This is a genomic window from Pontibacillus halophilus JSM 076056 = DSM 19796 (genome assembly GCF_000425205.1).
Classification (GTDB): Bacteria; Bacillota; Bacilli; order Bacillales; family BH030062; genus Pontibacillus_A; species Pontibacillus_A halophilus.
The window spans coordinates 348493-366816 of the sequence record NZ_AULI01000001.1 but is presented as its reverse complement, the minus strand read 5'-3'; the positions used below and the strand labels follow the sequence as shown (position 1 = coordinate 366816).

Here is an 18324-nt window from a genome sequence, read left to right as displayed (position 1 = left end):
AAAAGATTAAAAACTGATGACATTCTTACATGAATTTTACCTACAAGCTTGAAGAGCAGCTGTTAAACTGGGAGTAATAAGAAAGACAGGTGATGCGCATGACGAAGCAGCGGACTTTATCCGTTCGTACGTTAGCTGAATATGCTTACCGAAGCGGGAGTATTGATACCCGTTTTCGAACGGCGACAACCATGCAGGAAGGTACCCGGTTACACCAGAAAATTCAACGTACCTACGAAGAGCACGATGAAAGAGAAGCATTTGTTTCCATTTCCTATCCATACGAGCAGCTTATGTTCCAAATTGAAGGTCGTTGTGACGGAATACTTCGAAGAGGAGATGCCGTCATTATTGATGAAATTAAATCTACTATAAGGTCGCTCGATGAACTTGATGAAGATACACACCCCGCCTATTGGGCGCAAGCAAAAACTTATGCTTATCTATATGCGCATAAGGTGGGCCTAGATACGATTGTCGTCCAGCTTACGTACATCCATAGTGAGACGAACGAAATCCGACAATTTCAAAAGACCCATACAATCCATGAGCTTCAATCATTTTTCCATGATTTGATTGAACGGTATGCACCAATTGCGTTGGTATTGGATGAGCATGTGGATCAACGAAATGCTTCGATTGAAGAGCTAGAATTTCCCTTTCAAACGTATCGTCCTGGTCAACGTAAACTTGCTGGAGCGGTATATAAGACGGTTAAGGAAGGGAAGACGTTGTTTGCAAATGCCCCAACTGGGATTGGAAAGACAATTTCAACAATGTTCCCAAGTATTAAAGCGTTGGGGAGAGGAGAAGTTGACCATTTCTATTATTTGACTGCTAAGACGACAACGAAACAGGTGGCAGAGGATACGCTGAATAGACTATCAACTAATGGACTTCACCTTAGTTCAGTGACCGTAACCGCCAAGGATAAAATTTGTTTCAAGGAAAAGACCATTTGCAACAAGGACTATTGTGAGTTCGCAGATGGTTACTACGACCGTTTGAACGATGGACTTCTCGATTTGTTGTCGAACGAGACGTTGGCCACAAGGGAAGTGGTGGAAGCCTATGCACGTAAGCATCAGCTTTGTCCATTTGAATTTTCTCTAGATGTTTCCTCTTATATGGATGGCATGATTTGTGACTATAACTATGTATATGACCCGAGAATAGCAATTAAGCGGACAAGTTCAGGAACGAAGCAATCTTCCGTTCTTCTTGTGGATGAAGCTCACAATTTAGTAGACCGTGGACGGTCGATGTTCTCTGCTAGCATATCGAAATCAGCATTTCTGCAAGTAAAGAGAGCATATAAGACGAAGAATCCAGTGCTCTATCAAGCTTCCATGGAAATTGATCGGTATTTACTTGAAATGAAGAAGGAATGGAAGGCTTTAGAAAAAGTTCAATCGAGCGAGAAAGAAGACAAGCTGCTCGAATGGTTAACCTACTTCGGGGACGTTGCAGAAGAACAATTGCTTCATGAAGGTGGGGATGGAGACGAGGAGCTGCTCGACTGCTACTTTGACGTGCAGAATGTCTTACGCATTGCTAAGCTGTACGATGAACGATTCATATTACTTATGGACACCTACAAAAGTGAGGTGGTCTTGAAGTGGTTGTGCCTTGACCCATCGAAATTACTCGCAAAGACTAATGAGACGTATAAAAGTGTTATTTATTACTCCGCTACACTGGCACCGTTCTCTTATTATTTCGATTTGCTAGGTGGGCATGCAGAAGATTATACCTTAAACGTCCCATCTCCATTTACGCGAGAACAGACGGAAGTGGAGATTGTTCCTATATCAACGAGGTATAGGGACCGAGATGCTTCAATCCAACCAATCATTGAGCAGTTGTATCAGGATTGTAAGAGGTGGGGGAAGAACCAATTAGCATTTTTCCCTTCCTATGCATACATGAGAGCTGTTCTTGAATCATTTTCCTCACATTATCCAGATGTACCTATTCTTGAACAAGTCAGCGGGATGGGGGATGAAGAACGAGAACAATTTCTAGCAAGATTTGAAGCAAATCCTAAAGAAACGTTACTTGGATTTGCTGTACTTGGAGGCGTGTTCTCTGAGGGGGTTGATTTAGTCGGTGACCGACTTTCTGCTGTTCATATTATTGGGGTGGGGTTACCTCAGCTGTCTGTTGAACGGGGGATTATGAAAGAGTTCTATGAAGGGCAAGGAAAGAATGGATTTGATTACGCGTATGTGTTCCCTGGGATGACAAGGGTGCTTCAAGCAGCCGGACGGTTGATTCGATCAGATGACGACTACGGGAAGATTACGCTCTTAGATGACCGTTTCACTACAACTAAATATCGTTCCTTGCTCCCAAGCGAATGGCTATGAGCAAATGAATTGAAGCATCTCTATATACCCCGTATAGTATGTGTATAAGCTTTTGAAGCAAAAAGCAAACTAAGAAAATCACACAACTAAGGAGTGTATGAACATGGCTGATAAAATTCAAATGCGCGTAAAAGCAAACGGAGACGGACCTCATGTCGAGGCAAAAGCACGTAAACACACAATCATCATCGACGAACCAACTTCTCAAGGTGGGCGTGACGAAGGTGCGAACCCACTAGAAACGCTACTAGCTTCCCTTGCTGGTTGTGAAAATGCTGTTGCGAACATGGTCGCAAAAGAGATGGACTTCAACCTTAAAGGACTTGATTTCCAAGTGAAAGGTGAACTAGACCCACGCGGCATGATGGGTACAGAAGGCGTTCGTCGTCACTTTGAGACTGTAACGGTAGATGTAACTGTAGACACAGATGAGAGCGATGAGCGCATCCAAGAACTTAAAGAGAAAACGGATGACCGCTGCCCGGTCTTCCAAACACTTGTAAGTGCAGATGTTCAAATGAACGCTACATGGACTCGTGCTTAATTTAGAATAAGTATATCAAAGAAGCAGCCGCTTAGTCGGCTGCTTTTTTTTTGGTTGGCGGGCGAATGCACCAATTGTCCTCTACAAGAATAAGGTACTGTATAGACAAAGGAGTGAGTGATATGCCGGTTTCTGTAGTATTTAATCAGATTGCCGTTAACGCTGTAACCGACAACTCCACCATTACGACTGGTCAAAGCAACCAGCCAGACTGGTCTTGGTCCGGAAAGAATAATTTCGCTGCTGGAATGAACATTGGAGTCGTAATTGCAACAGGAAATATTAATACAATCTTTGATCCTGATTTCGTTGATACGGCAGTGTCCAATCCAGAGATCAATAACCCTCAGCCTACGGTTCAATACTAGGTAGTTGTGATGAACATTGTATTTGATACGATTGCCGTGAACAGTGTGTTTAAGAACTCGGGGGTGTTTGTAGGGGAGAATACGCAGTGTTATTGGCGTTCTACTGCAAAGGAAAATAGCGGAGGAGGGACTGTCGTCGGGTCCCATAATGTGATGGCTTACAATTATAATCTAGTCGTCGACAATGATGTAGTAGATACTCCTATATGGAATGGAAGTTCTTCATCTGGGGAGGGGTCCTCTAAGTCGCCTTATTCTGAATAAGGTCTTTTACCCAGTCGGGCACGTTCTCATCCTGGCATTGAGCGAGAAAGTCCATAAAGGCTGCATCACTTAATAAGGAGTTTAAGCCATCTAATTGGTTTCGGTCTCCTGTAACGGAACCGAATCCTTGGTTATGCTTCTTATGATTCTGAAAGTGGCTTGGCGAATTGTTCCCAACATTTACGCAAGAAGCTCCCTCAACCGTTCCTATCCGTATGTGGCCTATGACGAACTTAGGAGATAAGACGACCATTACTCTTCCTCCTCTTTAGTATGAAATGCGATGGAATACCCTGTTTTTGAAGGGGTTACCTTTGGTGGTTCTTCAGATGACGGCTCAGCCTTCTTCCCAACAGATACCCCAATATTTGTGCCTATGTTTAATGCCCCGCTTAGATGATCAATGTCAATATTGTCTAAATGAAACATAACTTCATCTAGCTTGGGTTGATGAACGTCCATGTGATGAATATGAATATGGTAGTGGCGAGGAGCCGATGCCTGCTTTTTAAGTTCGGTTAATTCCTGTTTCATCTCCTGAAGCTCCTCAACTATTGGATTACGCTTCTTCTTCCACCAAATCATCCATCATCTTCCTGGTCCTTCTCATGCTTCATGACCACATGTTTATTGTGCGTGATAAGGTTGTAGTCACCATCAATTGCTCCTTGTCCTTCCGTTCTCTGTGAACGAGCACTGAATCCATATTGTTGGTTCGTTCCTGAGAAGACACCAGAACTATCTGAGATACGCTGAATTTCGAACCCTTTGAACCAAATTTCCGGCATATGCATCATCTCCCTATAATTAAATGAAAGGAACATTGCCATGAAAGACTTGGAGAAAATGTTGCAACAGCTACAAAGCCTCGGCTCTATGGGGGATCCGTTCAAAGTCATGAAGTCGTTTAACTTGCCAACGAATGTGAAGATGCCGAATATAGATGAAATGATGCACCAGTCAGTAGAGCAGGCTATGAGTCACATGCCCCTTCCATCTTCCTTACCTACGTCTCCTTCACCCCAACAAGCTTATGAAGTTATCGAATTAATGAACTATATTATCGTTAAAGTGGAGATTCCAGAAGAGGTATCGGTAGAGAATGTAACTGTTACATTAGGCAATTGCCGACTTGTAATTAAAGGGCTCCCTCAACAAGACCCTTTCGTCGTCTCCTTGCCTGTTCAGCCAAGCAGTAAGAATGTATCTGCCCAATACCGTGACCGCATGTTAGAGATTCGTCTACAGAAAAAGGTGGAGGACCACGCACAAGAGATTTTCATTGATTATTAAGTTTCCGTGCTCTCCTCCTCGAAATCGATTACAATATCTTGCTTTTGCTGATGCTTACGGATACGAATGGTTAAGAGTCCATTTTTGTAGGAGGACTGCAATTCTTCCGCTTTAAATGGAAAGGGGATCGAGATTTTACGTTTAAATTCCCCTTTAAGTCGTTCATTGTGTATGAGCTGCTTCTCGGATACAGGATACGTGCTTCCGATACTTCCTTCAATGAACAAATGATTGCCTTGTTGTTGAATGGAGAGTCGGTCTTGTTTCGTTAGTCCCGGCAATTCCATGATCACGAATGCAACATCTTGTTGTTCATACAAATCATAGGATGGGCTTCTCTTCGGCAACACGTGGTGTAGGTCTTCCCAGAAGTGCTCGCCTAAAATTCGCTCTACATTTCCAGAGAAGTCATCCCAGTTGATTTGCCCCTTTTGTTTATCCATGGTAGTCACCTCAAAATGAATAATCTATATCCTCATCCTATTCACAGTGAAAAAAGAACATGCAGTCAAAGCGGATATTCACTCGAAAAGTAACAAATGGATTCAAATTACGCTACGAGGGGTAAAGAAGTTGGAATAGCTTACATATTGCTCCAAATAGAGAGGATGCAGTGGGTGTTCCTCGTTTGGAAACAATCTCCACAAGCGATATACTGAGCTACAACTATAATAGAAGAGGTGAAGCCAACACGTTATGTGTGGAATATTTGCAAGTACAAATGTAGTAAACGAAGAAATTATGAATGAAGTATTAAACAGCATGGGCCACCGAGGACCCGACGAGGGGAAATCGATTCCATTAACGCACTTCCATCTTGGTCATCAACGTTTGTCCATCATTGGACTTTATGATGGGATCCAACCCATCGAAAGTAACGAGGGCAACCGTTGGATTGTTTGTAATGGTGAAATCTACAATTACAAGACATTGAAAGAACAACTGACGACTCCTTTCGTTACTTCCTCTGATAGTGAAGTTGCTTTGAAGATTGTGGAGGAACAAGGGGTTGAAGGAATTAAACAATTGGATGGAATGTTTGCTTTCTTCATTGCTGACGATGAGGATGGTACCTTTATCGCAGCGAGAGACACGCTTGGAATTAAACCTCTTTACTATGGGGAGCTAGAGGATGGTTCTCTAGTCTTCGCGTCCGAGGTGAAGACACTCTATGTTGCCACAGAAGATGTTCATGAATTTCCACCCGGGCACTATTACACACCTGACACGGGCTTCATTGCTTATAACCGGATTGAACAGCCTACGATCACTGAACAACAAGAAACTAAGAAGTACGAAGAAGAAATTCGTACGAAGCTTAAGAAGGCTGTTCAAAAGCGGCTTATCGCGGACGTTGAGGTAGGCGTTCTGTTAAGTGGGGGATTAGATAGTAGTTTAATTGCTGCCATTGCTTCAGAGATGCGTGAACAAGGAAAGGTGCTTAAGTCTTTCTGTGTTGGATCTGAAGGGAGTATGGATTTACTTCGTGCTCGCGACGTAGCGGAAGCAATAGGAACAGAGCATTACGAATACGTATACACAGAAGAAGAATTAATCGAGGCAATTCCACATGTCATCTATCATTTGGAATCTTATGAGCCTTCGCTTGTGCGAAGTGCATTACCCAATTATTTCGTCTCTAAGTTGGCTTCAGAACATGTGAAAGTCATTCTTTCAGGAGAGGGAGCGGACGAGCTGTTTGCGGGTTATGATTATCTGAAAGAGTTTACGACTACAGAATCATTGAACGAAGAGATTCTGAGAATTATCGACACGCTTCATAATATTAATCTGCAGCGAGCGGATCGGATGAGCATGGCTCACTCGCTTGAACTTCGTGTTCCGTTCTTAGATTTGGAGCTTATAGAATCTGCTCTAGAAATTCCGGCAGACTTAAAGCTTCATAAAGAGGCGCAAATGGAAAAGACGATTTTAAGACAAGCGTTCGATGGTTACTTGCCGAATCATGTGCTATGGAGGAAGAAGGAAGAATTTTCAGCAGGTAGCGGCGCTCTCGATATCTTGGAGCAGCATGCTAACGCAACCGTTACAGACCAACGTATGGTCGAACTGATGGAAGAAGCACCCTTCGAAATTCGAACAAAACAGGAAGCTCTTTATTACGATCTATTCAAGCAGCACTTCCCGCACCACTCCATTCTTGAAACAGTAGGAAAGTGGGCGACAGGATAAAAGTAGGACCTAGACAATACTGTCTAGGTCCTCTTTCTATCGTTTATTCTTCTACAACAAACCAGTTCGGAACGCTTAAAATGTTCGTCCACATCGGTTCTGGAATAACGAGGTCTTCTTGGTCTTGTTTACGCATGGCTGTACGGATCGATGATTCCTCATTTGCTTTCAATTTCTTCATCCAATCGGGTTCCATTAGTAGTTCGCGACCAAGTGAAATGAACGGAACCGTCTCAAGTGCCTGCTCAACATCTTCAGGTGTATGAAGAGAGCCTACGCCCATGACTGGGATTGTCTCGCCAACACGCTCTTGAATACGGTCGATGACTGGAATTGTATCCTCCTCATCTCTCATCGAGCCTTGTTTAAGTTGTGAAAGAGAGATATGAAGATAGTCCATCTCTTGATTTTTGAGTACATCTACAAATTGAAGTGTGTCTTCCATCGTAATCCCTGGCTCTTCTTTCTCCTCAGGGGAAAGTCGATAGCCAATAATAAAGGACTTAGTTGCGTGTTCCTTTACTGCATTCTTTACAGCTTCAATGACAGCAAGTGGGAAATTCATACGGTCTCTCACTTCGCCTCCCCACTGGTCATCACGGCGATTCGAATGCGGAGAGAAGAATTGCTGGAGTAAGTACGTATTAGCACCATGGATTTCTACGCCATCAAAGCCTGCTTCAATGGCCCTGCGGGTAGCTTCGCCGAAATCTTTAATGGTTTGTTGGATCTCTTCTTCTGTCATTGCGCGGGGCTCTACAGTACCAGGTCTTGGAGACGCTACGGCACTTGCACTAACCACATCTTCGTTTGGTACGAGGTGTGGAGGAGCCATACGCCCTCCATGGAAAATTTGTAAGATTGCTTTCGCATCCTTCTCATGGATGGTCTTTGCAAGGCGTTTTAAACCTGGGATAAGATCGTCGCGATGTACACCAATCTCATTGTCGAATCCTTTACCAGCCTCATTCACATTTGCGCACGCTGTAATCACAGCGCTCACGCCCTCAGAACGGCGTTCATAATAGCGGAGTTCTTTATCTGATACGGAACCATCGTCATTAGACAAGAAGTTTGTCATTGGAGCCATAAGGACGCGGTTCTTCAACGTCACTCCAGATGGTAAATCTATTGGTTGAAATAATGATTCTCGGTTGCTCATTCATCTTTCCTCCTTTTCGACTACGAAGGTAGTCTGTGTCGTTGATTTCAAATCATCCTGAATTTAAGGGAAGTTTATCACGAAGAAGCGCACGTTGTCTTAGTTAGCGGCTTGAAGGCTGCACATAGAAATTTAGAGACTTATTTGGTAACCTTAATGAAAGCGGTAACATAAAGGGGGAGAAGAATGGACTGGACACCGGAACATGCATTCAGGCTTTTGCAAGACGTGTATACGGATGAGGTTATGCAACAAGAAAAGAGGCGGGTATTTCGTGATGTATACCGTCATACGAAAGAGCATCTCGAAGATTTAGGAGTAAAGGGTGCGTTAAGTGATTCCATTGAAGATCGCTTAAAGCTTTATAAAGAGTTTACGTTCATGCCGGGGGAGAATTTATTTCAGTCGATGAGATATGTATTTCTATTAGCGCGAGGGGAGAAAGAGTTTTCTCGAGCTGATACACAGCAACATTTGAAACGAATCTATCGTGCGCTCTTCTCAGCAGCAAGTCTAAAGAACCCGAATATACCTGGCCATTTCTGGGACACGCCACTCGGAGTAGCTTGTCTTATTGCAGAGAATGGAATCGAAGCTGCCTATCCAATCTTGGAGGAATTTGCAGAACTCGTAGACACTCATTCTCCTTGATTTTGGCAGTGTTCCACGTGGAACGACAAAAAAACCCATTTCAGGCATGTTTAACGATGGGCTCCTTGAGGAAAAGAATGTACTAAATCAACAAAAGAAGGAGCGTGTCAAACATGAAACAATATACAGTAGAACCAAACAAAGACGCTACAGGCTGGTTCGTTAAGATTGAAGGAGATGCACCTACGGATCTTTTCGATGCGAAAGATGCTGCCATTGAGAAAGCAGAACAGTTCGCTCAAGATAATAAACCAAGTCGTGTAACAATTTATGATAAACACAATAACGTTGAAACAGAACGTACTTACTAAATAAAAAAAACGCAGCTGTTAACAGCTGCGTTTTTTTTTATAGTTGTTGCATGAGTCGTTTTGCGATTTGTTCATAATGATCTTTCGTGATTCCTGGTGCGAACTCTTCTGGTAGGTCATCTAAATTTGGGATTGGAGCGCCCTTTGGTGCTCCTTCTACCACCCGTAGCGGCTGACCGGTCTCTGGATTCTTTCCTTTCCAAATCTTTCTGATATCCTGATAATCACCGTCACTCCATGTATAAAGAATGTTATCCAAGCCTTGCTCTTCATATTTGCGTGCATAATCAAACTTTGAATTGTCCAAATTTGGAATAGGAAGCATTTTCGTTAAATCGACACCAGTAGCAATTTCAAGTGCTTTGGCGTATGCAACGACATGGACGCCACCACGGACAAGGAGATAGCCAATCATCTCACGGGCTGTAGGGTGTTCGGTCATCTCATATACACGCATTTTGTGCGTTCTTGCCCCCACTTCCAGAAAGAAGTTGTGCAACAAATCAAGTACTAAATTTCCGCTACTAAACACGTTGTCTCCTGTCCATGCATTCCCCATAGAATCGCCCACGAGCGCCGTTTGGGCGGTCGCAATGAATTGGTACGTATTCCGTTTATCCTTACCTGCCTGTAAAGGAGTGACGTTAGGTGTACCTGGAAACGTAGTGCCCCTTGTCAGTAAGTTAATAGACGTCGTCACAAGCTCAACGTGGCCCATCTCTTCTGCTGTAATACTTGCCACTAAGTCATAGAAGGGCTTTAATTTCTTCTTATCACGGAAATTAAAGGACTGGAACATGTAATTATTTAAAGTAGACATCTCCCCAAATTTACCACCCAACAATTCTTGGACAGCTGCAGCGGCATTGGCATCTCCTTCTTCCGGGATTGGCAGTTCAACTAACATGCGATTGTATCGCTTAAACATATGAAAGCCTCCTTTCCTCCTTTAAGAAGGAGAAACCCAAACGATTTGCTGAGTACGAATGAAGAATGGGGTACCATCAATCTCAACTACGATATGGTCGGGCATTACTGTAGTTAACGTCCCGCGCAATGTACCTTTTGTCGTCTCCACGACTAATTGGCTGCCGGTTACGGACTGGAGCGTCTGATACACGTAAGGGTCATATAAACTGTAGAAAATCGATTCATTCATGATGTCAACTCCTCTCACGTTCATACATACGATATATATGAAAGGGGGAACTCTTCTATCCATTTTTTATCAAAGGTGTGGTAAACTAAGTATATAGATAATTGTCTATATATCTAATTAAGAGACTGGGGTGACCGTCATGGTATTTAACGAGGCCTTTAAAGCGTTGTCTGACCCTACACGTCGAGAGATTCTTGCTTTATTACGTGAGCGAGATCGAACTGCGGGGGAGATTGCAGAATCGTTCAATATGAAACAGCCGAGTATCTCTCATCATTTGAAGATATTGAAAGCCGCTCAGCTCGTTCTAGATGAACGTAATGGACAACACATTGTCTATTCGATTAATACAACTGTTGTACAAGAAGTCATGAAATGGTTTATGGATCTTTATCAAACAAAGGGGGAGAAACAATGAAAAGACATGGATTTCCGTTAATCCTGATTGTCTCTGGACTTCTAATTAGCGCAATTGCATATCCGTCCTTACCTGAACAATTTGCCATACACTGGGGGCCAAGTGGGGAAGTAGATGGTTTCGCAAATAAATCCTTCGGTGCATTCTTTATGCCGTTGTTGCTCATTGGCTTGTATGGACTGTTTCTCGTACTACCGCACATAGACCCGAGAAAGCGAAATTATGATAAATTCCTATCGAGTTATCGAATTACAACCATTGTCACGCTTAGTTTTCTTTGGCTTATCCACGTTCTTATCGTGCTTTACAATGCGGGTGTAAACATTAACATCGATATGGCTGTGCATATGGGAGTAGGGGCATTGCTTATCATTCTAGGAAACTATATGCCACGCTTTCGTCACAACTTCTTTGTTGGGATTAAAACCCCTTGGACGCTCGCTAGTGAGAAAGTATGGATGAAGACGCATCGTGTTGGTGGATGGGTGTTTATCGCAATGGGGATTGCCATTATGGCTACGAGTCTAGTCGAAGGAATTGCCGCCTTTATCTTGCTTCTCAGCATCGTGTTAAGTGGCGCAGCAATCGTGACAGTTCTCTCCTATTTGTACTATAAAGAAGAAGACCTCACCCAGTGATGGGAGAGGTCTTCTTTACGTTATACAACTAAATCGGCAGGGCGGCCTAAGTGATAGCCCTGACCAAGGTTGACGCCAATCTCTTGTGCAATTTTAAGTTCTTGTTCGGTCTCAATGCCTTCAAGTACAACAGTGGTATCAGACTTAAAGTAGTCTACAAATAGTCGCACCAGTTTTTGTTTTCGTTTGTTTACATGAAGATTTGTTGAGAAATACCGGTCTAGCTTTAAGTAATCAGGATTTAATTCAACAGCCTTCTTTAAAGACGCAGCTCCTTGCCCGAAATCATCAATCGCAAAGTGAATACCCATTTCTCTTACTTGTTGTATTCTTTCTTGTAGATGAGGGACATCCCACATTTCTTCCTCCTCCTTCGCCTCATTCAATTCGAAGACGATAGAAGGAGGACCGAAACTCGTGTCCATCTTAGAGCGTACAGAATCCATAAAGCGTATAAAGTTCGGATGCAACAAAGTAGATAGGAAAATGTTGATGAAGATAGTTGCCTGTTGCGGCACTGCACTATAGGCGTGAAGCGCCTTCTCAATTGAGGTTGTGTCTAGTTTGTATAACAAGTTATCGTTCATCGCATGTCTAAAGAGTAACTCAGGATTCTTCTGATTAGAGGAACGAAGCAAGGCTTCATATCCGTAAACTTCCTCTGTCTTTAAATGATAAAGGGGTTGATAATAATGAAATAGGTGATCTTTCTGAATTAAGTCAAACACGTTCATAGCAGCCCCCTAAACATAGTCTCACACCGTGTAGTTATAATGAAAATCCCCATCAGCAATAAAAAAACCGCAAAATAGAAACAACAAGACGTTGTCCCCATTGCGGTCGGTTGCGCTACTTGCTCCACCAATCATAAGCGCCCATCTGTAGATTGGCTTCGATGCACCCACTAAAATATGTATGTTCCTTATAATGATAGCATAAACTACGCAAAATGAAAGAATATTTTCACAATAGTTACACGTTTGCTGTTATTTGTTCACTATGTTACTTGATAATTGTAAATTTAGTATTATAACCCTATTAAGTTTCCGATTTCAACATAAAGAAAACGCTTACACATTGTGGTGTCTTCACGTATGATGGAAGAGAGAAAGGGAGGGGACTTATGAAGAATAAGGAGGAGTTTGCGACCACCTCTATACATGGAGGTTACGCATCTAAGGACCATCATGGCAGTTTGTCGACACCTGTGTATCAAACTTCAACGTTCACATTTGAAACAGCGGAGCAAGGAGAGGCGCGTTTTCAAGGCGAAGAAGCTGGATTTATCTATTCAAGGTTAGGAAATCCAACCGTACAGGCTCTCGAAAGTCGTATGGCGCAATTAGAAGAAGGAGAATCGGGACTTGCATTTGGTTCTGGTATGGCGGCTGTATCTGCAGTATTGCTATATATGACGAAGATGAATGACCACATTGTGAGTTCTAAAGGGGTATACGGGTGTACGTATGGATTAATGGAATTCATGAAAGAGAAATATAACATTGTTACCGAATTTGTTGATTTAACAGACGAACGTTCATTGGAAGCATCGATACGAGCAAATACGTCCTGTATTTATATTGAGTCACCGATTAATCCTACCATGCAACTCATCGACTTAGAGATGGTTGGACACGTTGCGAAAAGGCATGGATTACCACTTATCGTGGACAACACCTTCTCTTCTCCTTACTTTCAGCAGCCACTGAAGCATGGTGCGACAGTGGTCCTTCACTCTGCTACCAAATACATTAGTGGCCATGGAGATGTCATTGGGGGAATTGCTGTAGGAGACAGAGAGTTGATGGGAGAAATCGGGCGTTCCACTCACAAGGACCTTGGGGGAATTCTCTCACCACACGATGCTTCGTTGTTGTTAAGAGGGTTGAAGACATTACCAATCAGGATGGAACGACACGCGGATAATGCGCGCCACATTTTCAACAAACTACGTAACCATTCGGAGGTCACCAGTGTCTTCTTCCCTGATGACCCAACTCGTGAAGATTATGAGGTCTATAAACGCCAGATGACCGGTCCGTCTGGCGTAATTTCATTCCAATTAGCACGCACGAAAGAAGAAGTGCAGTCGTTCATGAACGAATTAAAGCTCATAAAGATTGCGGTTAGTTTAGGTGATGCAGAAACGCTTATTCAGCATCCTGCGACCATGACGCATGCCGTTATCCCTAAAGTGGAACGAGAGAAAATGGGGATTACCGATCAACTCGTTCGGCTTTCCATTGGGTTAGAGCATTGGGAGGATGTGTGGGATGATTTAGAACAGGCGCTTAAGAAAGTAAGTGAACCGATTCGTAAATGAATTGAAACGTTACGACCTCTGTACGCGTACAGGAAGTCGTAACGTTTTTTTTATCTCAATAAGAGAAGGGGTGACTTGTTGGTCAGTGACGATACGGGGTAAACCTTTCATTGTAGTGACCGATAGTATCAGTGGTTGGAATACCGGAGCAGACTTGTGTATAGGATTTATATAGATGCTAAATGCCCTTTGTCCTCAATTAGTTGACGGTATTTCAGATTTTCATTATATTATAGAATGTGGAATGACTGTATGGTCAGTCAAGTAAAGGAGAGGTGAAACGAATTACATGGATAAGCTCATTAAGTTTACGTTAAACAATAAGTTTGCGGTATGGCTGTTAACGATTATCGTGACAGTAGCAGGGATATACTCTGGGACTCAAATGAAGATGGAAACCATCCCAAGTATCACAACACCTGTCGTATCCGTAACGACTACATACCCTGGTGCTACACCTGAAGAGGTAGCGGACAAGGTATCAGAACCCATTGAAAAACAGGTTGAAAACATTGGAGGGGTGAATGTTGTTAGTTCTTCTTCCTTCCAGAATGCTTCAAATGTTCAAGTCGAATTTAATTTTGAGAAAGATATGGACGAAGCGGAAGACCAAGTAGAAGAAGCGCTCTCAAGTGTCGCTTTTCCAGATGGGGTACAAGAACCAGATGTATCACGATTGAGTATTGATGCATTTCCAATTATGGCAATCAGCGTGACGAACGGGGACTCATCGCTTGCCCAACTAACAACGAAGGTTGAAGAAGAATTTCTGCCGAAGATTGAAGGGCTTGAGGGAGTTGCCTCAGTTCAACTGTCTGGTCAGCAAGTCCAACAAGTCAATATGGACTTTGATGAGGACCAACTAGCAAGCTACGGACTGACAGAAGATACGATTAAACAGCTTATACAAGGATCTGACATTACGTATCCTCTAGGTCTCTATACATTCGATAATCAGGAACAATCGGTTGTAGTAGATGGCAATGTATCAACACTTGAAGAACTTAAGAATTTACAAATCCCTGCTGTACCTCAACAACAGGCAGCACAACAACAAGCAGCCGGGGCACAAAGTCAACAAGGGGCTCAGGCTCAACAAGCTCAACAATCAACAACTCCACAAATCCCAACGGTAGCGTTGGATGAGCTTGCAGACATTGAACTTGTCCAAGAAGCTGAATCGATCTCACGGACAAATGGCTCTGAAAGCATTGGGCTTCAAATTGTTAAAGCACCTGAAGCCAACACAGTTGATGTTGTAAATGCAGTGAAAGAAGCAATGACGGAGTTTGAAGAGGAGAATGAAGGGATTACGGTCATCTCTACTTTCGACCAAGGAGAGCCGATTGAAGAATCGGTTATGACGATGTTTGAGAAGGCGTTATTTGGCGCACTCTTCGCCATTATCATCATCTTACTCTTCCTTAGAGATGTGAAATCAACGGTTATTTCCGTTGTATCAATCCCTCTGTCGTTATTAATTGCCCTTCTCGTATTAAATCAGATGGATATTACGCTGAATATCATGACACTTGGAGCGATGACGGTTGCCATCGGACGTGTTGTGGATGATTCCATTGTAGTTATTGAAAACGTATATCGACGTATGTCTCTATCGGATGAGAAATTACGTGGCAAAGAATTAATTCGATCTGCGACGAAGGAAGTATTCGTGCCAATCTTATCTTCAACGATTGTTACAATTGCGGTCTTCCTACCATTAGGGTTGGTCTCGGGTACGATTGGTGAATTATTCTTGCCGTTCGCTCTAACCGTTGTCTTTGCCTTGCTTGCATCCTTGCTTGTCGCGGTAACGATTGTGCCGGTGATGGCGCATTCCTTCTTTAAGAAAGGAATTAAGGATAGCAAGAAACATGAAGAAGACCAGCCAGGGAAACTCGCACAAGGTTATCGCCGTTTCTTGAATTGGACCTTAAACCATAAGATTATTACGTCTTTAGTAGCACTAGCCATTCTTGTAGGAAGCGTTGCTCTTGTTCCTGTAGTCGGTGTAAGCTTCTTACCACCTCAAGAAGACAAGATGGTCATTGCAACGTATACGCCTGAACCTGGGCAAACAGAAGACGAAGTGCTGGATGAAGCAACAGCAGCAGAAGAGTTCTTCACTGAGCGTGCTGACGTTGAAACGGTTCAATTCTCAGTAGGCTCAGAAAACCCGATGAACCCAGGTCAAAGTAATGGTACGATGTTCTTCGTAGAATATGCGGAAGACACGGAGAACTTTAGTGAAGAGAAAGAAAAAGTGATTGAAGAATTACAGAAGCAGGCTGACAAAGGAGAATGGGCAAGTCAAGACTTTGCCAGCACAGGTAGCAACACTCTTCAAAAGTATGTGTACGGAGATTCCATGGAAGACATTGAACCTGTCATCAATGACATCAAGGAAATCATGGAAGATAAAGAAAACCTAAATAACGTAGAAACAAGTATTTCTGAAGCCTATACAGAATACACACTAAAGGCGGATCAGGAAGAGTTGAGTAAACTTGGACTGACAGCTGCTCAAGTTGGAATGGAGTTACGTTCAGGTGGAGCGCAGCAAAATGCTGTAACAACCATCGAAAGTGATGGAGAAGAAGTGAATGTTTATGTCGCGACGGAGAAAGAAGAATTTGAAAGTGTTAGCGACTTAACCGACAAGACGATTCAAACTCAGTTAGGCACGGAAATCCCAATTAGCGACGTAGTTGAAGTTCAAGAGGGAGAGACTGCTGACACAGTGACTCGTCGTGATGGTCAGCGATACGCTTCCGTAAGCGCTGAGATTACATCTGAAGACATTGGGGCGGTTACACAAGAAGTGGAAAGTGAAGTTCAAGACCTTGAACTACCTGAGGGAGTAAGCCTGGATACAGGCGGCGTGTCTGAGGATATTAATGAATCCTTTACACAACTAGGCCTAGCCATGCTTGCGGCTATTGCGATTGTGTACCTGATTCTTGTCATTACATTTGGTGGGGCTCTGGCTCCATTCGCCATTCTATTCTCCTTGCCGTTCACAGTCATTGGAGCAATTCTTGGCTTGTTGGTAACAGGTGAAACCTTAAGTGTATCTGCTATGATTGGGGCACTTATGCTGATTGGTATTGTAGTAACCAACGCAATCGTGCTTATTGACCGAGTGATTCATCGAGAAGAAGAAGGATATAGTGTGCGTGAGTCTCTACTCGAAGCAGGTGCGACGCGTCTACGTCCAATTCTTATGACCGCACTCGCAACAATTGGAGCGCTATTACCACTTGCATTTGGTATCGGTGGTAGCGGATTTATCTCTAAAGGCCTTGGTGTAACGGTAATTGGAGGATTGACGAGCTCAACGCTCCTTACACTCATCATTGTGCCTGTAATCTATGAAGCATTAAGCAAATTCAGAAAGAAACGCACAAAAGAAGTATCATAGAATCGCTACACTCTAAGGCTGTCGAGAATCTCGACAGCCTTATTTATGTTTGTTATGAATTCCCCTTGTACCTGGAAGTCACTGTCTTCTATGACTGAATCAACATTCGTTGGAGGGCTTCCTTTGCATAGAGTGAGGTATGTTCGTCTACGACAATTTGGTTGTGTGGCTTTCCATCAATTATAGAATCTAGACACCAAGCAAGATGGGGGAGGTCGATGCGATTCATTGTAAGGCATGGGCACATAGTTGGATTTAGAGAAATGATGTGCTTGTCTCTGTGTTCCTGAATCAAGCGATTTACTAGATTCATCTCGGTCCCAATTGCCCACTGACTTCCACTCGGAGCTTGCTCGATTGCTTGGATGATTGCATTCGTTGAACCTGATTGATCGGCCAATTGAACCACTTCGTGGGTACATTCTGGGTGTACGATAATCTTCATATCTGGGTAGGATTCACGTACATGTTCAACATTACGTACTGTGAAATTCTCGTGTACAGAACAATGTCCTTTCCAGAGGATGACGTTAACATCCTCTATATCCCCTTCGGATGTTAACCTACGCTGAACCGGGTCATAGACCGCCATCTTCTCAAGTGGAATCCCTAAATCGTAAGCAGTGTTTCGACCTAAGTGCTGGTCCGGCAAGAATAAGATTCTCTCTTTTTGAGTGAAAGCCCATTGAACCATCTTGTGTGCATTTGACGAGGTAACCGTTGCTCCACCATGTTTTCCAACGAAGGATTTAATGCTTGCTGTTGAATTTACGTAGGTGAGGGGAAGAATAGTATCTCCAAATTGCTTTGTTAAAGCTCCCCATGCTTCTTTTATTTGCGTTTCATTCGCCATATCTGCCATTGAACATCCTGCCCTCAAATCAGGTAGATAGACATGTTGGTGACCCTTTGTCAGAATATCAGCTGTCTCAGCCATGAAATGAACCCCGCAAAAGACGATATGCTCAGCTTCCTCGTTCGCTGCTGACAATTGGGCGAGTTTAAGTGAATCTCCTCTTGAATCCGCGAATGCAATTACTTCATCTTTCTGGTAGTGATGTCCTGGGATGTATAGCTTCTTTCCTAGCTGTTCCTTCGCAGCTCTTACACGATGTTGAAGTTGTTCTGGTGTCTCGTTACGATAAAGGTCTGGCAACCGTACCTGTGTTTCTTCAAACGCTTGCAATAGATTCATAGTTTCTTCCTCCAG

At 43.2% G+C, this 18324-nt stretch carries 21 protein-coding genes and 1 riboswitch; of the genes, 12 read left to right on the top strand and 9 right to left on the bottom strand.

The window, feature by feature from the left end; genetic code table 11:
- Window positions 1-98: 98 nt before the first annotated feature.
- From H513_RS0101695 to H513_RS21415, 4 genes are all read left to right on the top strand, one after another.
- The gene (locus H513_RS0101695; RefSeq protein WP_026799146.1) at window positions 99-2369 is read left to right on the top strand and encodes an ATP-dependent DNA helicase; all 2271 of its coding nucleotides are present in this window, start codon (window positions 99-101) and stop codon (window positions 2367-2369) included.
- Between the two features lie 103 nt (window positions 2370-2472).
- The gene (locus H513_RS0101690) at window positions 2473-2913 is read left to right on the top strand and encodes an OsmC family protein (RefSeq protein ID WP_026799145.1); all 441 of its coding nucleotides are present in this window, start codon (window positions 2473-2475) and stop codon (window positions 2911-2913) included.
- A gap of 122 nt (window positions 2914-3035) precedes the next feature.
- On the top strand, window positions 3036-3281 hold the full coding sequence (locus tag H513_RS0101685; protein ID WP_026799144.1) for a hypothetical protein: 246 nt from the start codon (window positions 3036-3038) through the stop codon (window positions 3279-3281).
- Window positions 3282-3290: 9 nt separating this feature from the next.
- Entirely contained in the window at window positions 3291-3545 is a 255-nt protein-coding gene (locus tag H513_RS21415) for a hypothetical protein (RefSeq protein ID WP_052125335.1), read from the top strand.
- Here H513_RS21415 and H513_RS0101680 read toward each other — a convergent pair.
- The 3 genes from H513_RS0101680 to H513_RS0101670 are packed head-to-tail and all read right to left on the bottom strand — an operon-like array spanning window position 3523 to window position 4333.
- A complete protein-coding gene (locus tag H513_RS0101680; RefSeq protein WP_026799143.1) occupies window positions 3523-3798 on the bottom strand; it encodes a hypothetical protein in 276 nt (91 codons plus the stop codon). The two genes, H513_RS21415 and H513_RS0101680, sit on opposite strands and share 23 nt — an antisense overlap.
- Window positions 3798-4130, bottom strand: a complete 333-nt coding sequence (locus tag H513_RS0101675) for a hypothetical protein (RefSeq protein ID WP_026799142.1) — start codon at window positions 4128-4130, stop codon at window positions 3798-3800. The genes H513_RS0101680 and H513_RS0101675 overlap by 1 nt, the downstream gene beginning before the upstream one ends.
- Complete coding sequence (locus H513_RS0101670; protein ID WP_026799141.1) at window positions 4127-4333, bottom strand: hypothetical protein; 207 nt, start codon at window positions 4331-4333, stop codon at window positions 4127-4129. Before H513_RS0101670 ends, H513_RS0101675 begins: the two co-directional genes overlap by 4 nt.
- Before the next feature lie 40 nt (window positions 4334-4373).
- Between H513_RS0101670 and H513_RS0101665 the strand changes: the two genes are divergently transcribed.
- Window positions 4374-4838: an Hsp20/alpha crystallin family protein gene (locus tag H513_RS0101665; RefSeq protein WP_026799140.1), complete on the top strand. Its 465-nt coding sequence runs from the start codon at window positions 4374-4376 to the stop codon at window positions 4836-4838.
- Here H513_RS0101665 and H513_RS0101660 read toward each other — a convergent pair.
- Window positions 4835-5281 (bottom strand): Hsp20/alpha crystallin family protein, encoded by a 447-nt coding sequence (locus H513_RS0101660; RefSeq protein ID WP_026799139.1) that lies wholly within the window; start codon window positions 5279-5281, stop codon window positions 4835-4837. The two genes, H513_RS0101665 and H513_RS0101660, sit on opposite strands and share 4 nt — an antisense overlap.
- Window positions 5282-5534: 253 nt before the next feature.
- Here H513_RS0101660 and asnB point away from each other — a divergent pair, with 253 nt between their 5' ends.
- Window positions 5535-7031 (top strand): asparagine synthase B, encoded by a 1497-nt coding sequence (gene asnB, locus H513_RS0101655; RefSeq protein ID WP_026799138.1) that lies wholly within the window; start codon window positions 5535-5537, stop codon window positions 7029-7031.
- Window positions 7032-7074: 43 nt separating this feature from the next.
- Here asnB and H513_RS0101650 read toward each other — a convergent pair whose 3' ends face one another.
- The gene (locus tag H513_RS0101650; RefSeq protein ID WP_026799137.1) at window positions 7075-8193 is read right to left on the bottom strand and encodes an NADH-dependent flavin oxidoreductase; all 1119 of its coding nucleotides are present in this window, start codon (window positions 8191-8193) and stop codon (window positions 7075-7077) included.
- 186 nt (window positions 8194-8379) lie between these two features.
- Between H513_RS0101650 and H513_RS0101645 the strand changes: the two genes are divergently transcribed.
- Together H513_RS0101645 and H513_RS0101640 are read left to right on the top strand one after the other, a co-directional pair.
- Window positions 8380-8844 (top strand): hypothetical protein, encoded by a 465-nt coding sequence (locus H513_RS0101645; RefSeq protein ID WP_026799136.1) that lies wholly within the window; start codon window positions 8380-8382, stop codon window positions 8842-8844.
- A gap of 113 nt (window positions 8845-8957) precedes the next feature.
- Window positions 8958-9155, top strand: coding sequence for a DUF2188 domain-containing protein (locus H513_RS0101640; RefSeq protein WP_026799135.1), 198 nt, complete (start codon window positions 8958-8960; stop codon window positions 9153-9155).
- Window positions 9156-9192: 37 nt separating this feature from the next.
- Here H513_RS0101640 and H513_RS0101635 read toward each other — a convergent pair whose 3' ends face one another.
- Window positions 9193-10083 carry a manganese catalase family protein gene (locus tag H513_RS0101635; RefSeq protein ID WP_026799134.1) on the bottom strand — a complete coding sequence of 297 codons (891 nt, stop codon included), beginning with the start codon at window positions 10081-10083 and terminating at the stop codon, window positions 9193-9195.
- Window positions 10084-10104: 21 nt separating this feature from the next.
- Window positions 10105-10314 (bottom strand): YuzF family protein, encoded by a 210-nt coding sequence (locus tag H513_RS0101630; RefSeq protein WP_026799133.1) that lies wholly within the window; start codon window positions 10312-10314, stop codon window positions 10105-10107.
- Between the two features lie 139 nt (window positions 10315-10453).
- Between H513_RS0101630 and H513_RS0101625 the strand changes: the two genes are divergently transcribed.
- Together H513_RS0101625 and H513_RS0101620 are read left to right on the top strand one after the other, a co-directional pair.
- Window positions 10454-10732 (top strand): autorepressor SdpR family transcription factor, encoded by a 279-nt coding sequence (locus H513_RS0101625; protein WP_026799132.1) that lies wholly within the window; start codon window positions 10454-10456, stop codon window positions 10730-10732.
- A complete protein-coding gene (locus H513_RS0101620) occupies window positions 10729-11370 on the top strand; it encodes an SdpI family protein (protein ID WP_026799131.1) in 642 nt (213 codons plus the stop codon). Before H513_RS0101625 ends, H513_RS0101620 begins: the two co-directional genes overlap by 4 nt.
- A gap of 20 nt (window positions 11371-11390) precedes the next feature.
- Here H513_RS0101620 and H513_RS0101615 read toward each other — a convergent pair whose 3' ends face one another.
- A complete protein-coding gene (locus H513_RS0101615) occupies window positions 11391-12104 on the bottom strand; it encodes an EAL domain-containing protein (RefSeq protein WP_026799130.1) in 714 nt (237 codons plus the stop codon).
- 95 nt (window positions 12105-12199) lie between these two features.
- Window positions 12200-12282: riboswitch (cyclic di-GMP riboswitch) on the bottom strand.
- Window positions 12283-12493: 211 nt separating this feature from the next.
- Here H513_RS0101615 and H513_RS0101610 point away from each other — a divergent pair.
- Complete coding sequence (locus H513_RS0101610) at window positions 12494-13693, top strand: aminotransferase class I/II-fold pyridoxal phosphate-dependent enzyme (RefSeq protein WP_026799129.1); 1200 nt, start codon at window positions 12494-12496, stop codon at window positions 13691-13693.
- Between the two features lie 289 nt (window positions 13694-13982).
- Complete coding sequence (locus H513_RS0101605) at window positions 13983-17114, top strand: efflux RND transporter permease subunit (RefSeq protein ID WP_026799128.1); 3132 nt, start codon at window positions 13983-13985, stop codon at window positions 17112-17114.
- 88 nt (window positions 17115-17202) lie between these two features.
- Here H513_RS0101605 and nadA read toward each other — a convergent pair whose 3' ends face one another.
- Window positions 17203-18309: a quinolinate synthase NadA gene (nadA, locus tag H513_RS0101600; RefSeq protein ID WP_026799127.1), complete on the bottom strand. Its 1107-nt coding sequence runs from the start codon at window positions 18307-18309 to the stop codon at window positions 17203-17205.
- Between the last annotated feature and the right edge of the window lie 15 nt (window positions 18310-18324).

Excerpts from the sequence above, each read along its gene's own strand:
- H513_RS0101695 (WP_026799146.1), top strand. The coding sequence starts at position 99 with ATGACGAAGCAGCGGACTTTATCCGTTCGTACGTTAGCTGAATATGCT.
- H513_RS0101690 (WP_026799145.1), top strand. The coding sequence starts at position 2,473 with ATGGCTGATAAAATTCAAATGCGCGTAAAAGCAAACGGAGACGGACCT.
- H513_RS0101685 (WP_026799144.1), top strand. The coding sequence starts at position 3,036 with ATGCCGGTTTCTGTAGTATTTAATCAGATTGCCGTTAACGCTGTAACC.
- H513_RS21415 (WP_052125335.1), top strand. The coding sequence starts at position 3,291 with ATGAACATTGTATTTGATACGATTGCCGTGAACAGTGTGTTTAAGAAC.
- H513_RS0101680 (WP_026799143.1), bottom strand. The coding sequence starts at position 3,798 with ATGGTCGTCTTATCTCCTAAGTTCGTCATAGGCCACATACGGATAGGA.
- H513_RS0101675 (WP_026799142.1), bottom strand. The coding sequence starts at position 4,130 with ATGATTTGGTGGAAGAAGAAGCGTAATCCAATAGTTGAGGAGCTTCAG.
- H513_RS0101670 (WP_026799141.1), bottom strand. The coding sequence starts at position 4,333 with ATGCCGGAAATTTGGTTCAAAGGGTTCGAAATTCAGCGTATCTCAGAT.
- H513_RS0101665 (WP_026799140.1), top strand. The coding sequence starts at position 4,374 with ATGAAAGACTTGGAGAAAATGTTGCAACAGCTACAAAGCCTCGGCTCT.
- H513_RS0101660 (WP_026799139.1), bottom strand. The coding sequence starts at position 5,281 with ATGGATAAACAAAAGGGGCAAATCAACTGGGATGACTTCTCTGGAAAT.
- asnB (WP_026799138.1), top strand. The coding sequence starts at position 5,535 with ATGTGTGGAATATTTGCAAGTACAAATGTAGTAAACGAAGAAATTATG.
- H513_RS0101650 (WP_026799137.1), bottom strand. The coding sequence starts at position 8,193 with ATGAGCAACCGAGAATCATTATTTCAACCAATAGATTTACCATCTGGA.
- H513_RS0101645 (WP_026799136.1), top strand. The coding sequence starts at position 8,380 with ATGGACTGGACACCGGAACATGCATTCAGGCTTTTGCAAGACGTGTAT.
- H513_RS0101640 (WP_026799135.1), top strand. The coding sequence starts at position 8,958 with ATGAAACAATATACAGTAGAACCAAACAAAGACGCTACAGGCTGGTTC.
- H513_RS0101635 (WP_026799134.1), bottom strand. The coding sequence starts at position 10,083 with ATGTTTAAGCGATACAATCGCATGTTAGTTGAACTGCCAATCCCGGAA.
- H513_RS0101630 (WP_026799133.1), bottom strand. The coding sequence starts at position 10,314 with ATGAATGAATCGATTTTCTACAGTTTATATGACCCTTACGTGTATCAG.
- H513_RS0101625 (WP_026799132.1), top strand. The coding sequence starts at position 10,454 with ATGGTATTTAACGAGGCCTTTAAAGCGTTGTCTGACCCTACACGTCGA.
- H513_RS0101620 (WP_026799131.1), top strand. The coding sequence starts at position 10,729 with ATGAAAAGACATGGATTTCCGTTAATCCTGATTGTCTCTGGACTTCTA.
- H513_RS0101615 (WP_026799130.1), bottom strand. The coding sequence starts at position 12,104 with ATGAACGTGTTTGACTTAATTCAGAAAGATCACCTATTTCATTATTAT.
- H513_RS0101610 (WP_026799129.1), top strand. The coding sequence starts at position 12,494 with ATGAAGAATAAGGAGGAGTTTGCGACCACCTCTATACATGGAGGTTAC.
- H513_RS0101605 (WP_026799128.1), top strand. The coding sequence starts at position 13,983 with ATGGATAAGCTCATTAAGTTTACGTTAAACAATAAGTTTGCGGTATGG.
- nadA (WP_026799127.1), bottom strand. The coding sequence starts at position 18,309 with ATGAATCTATTGCAAGCGTTTGAAGAAACACAGGTACGGTTGCCAGAC.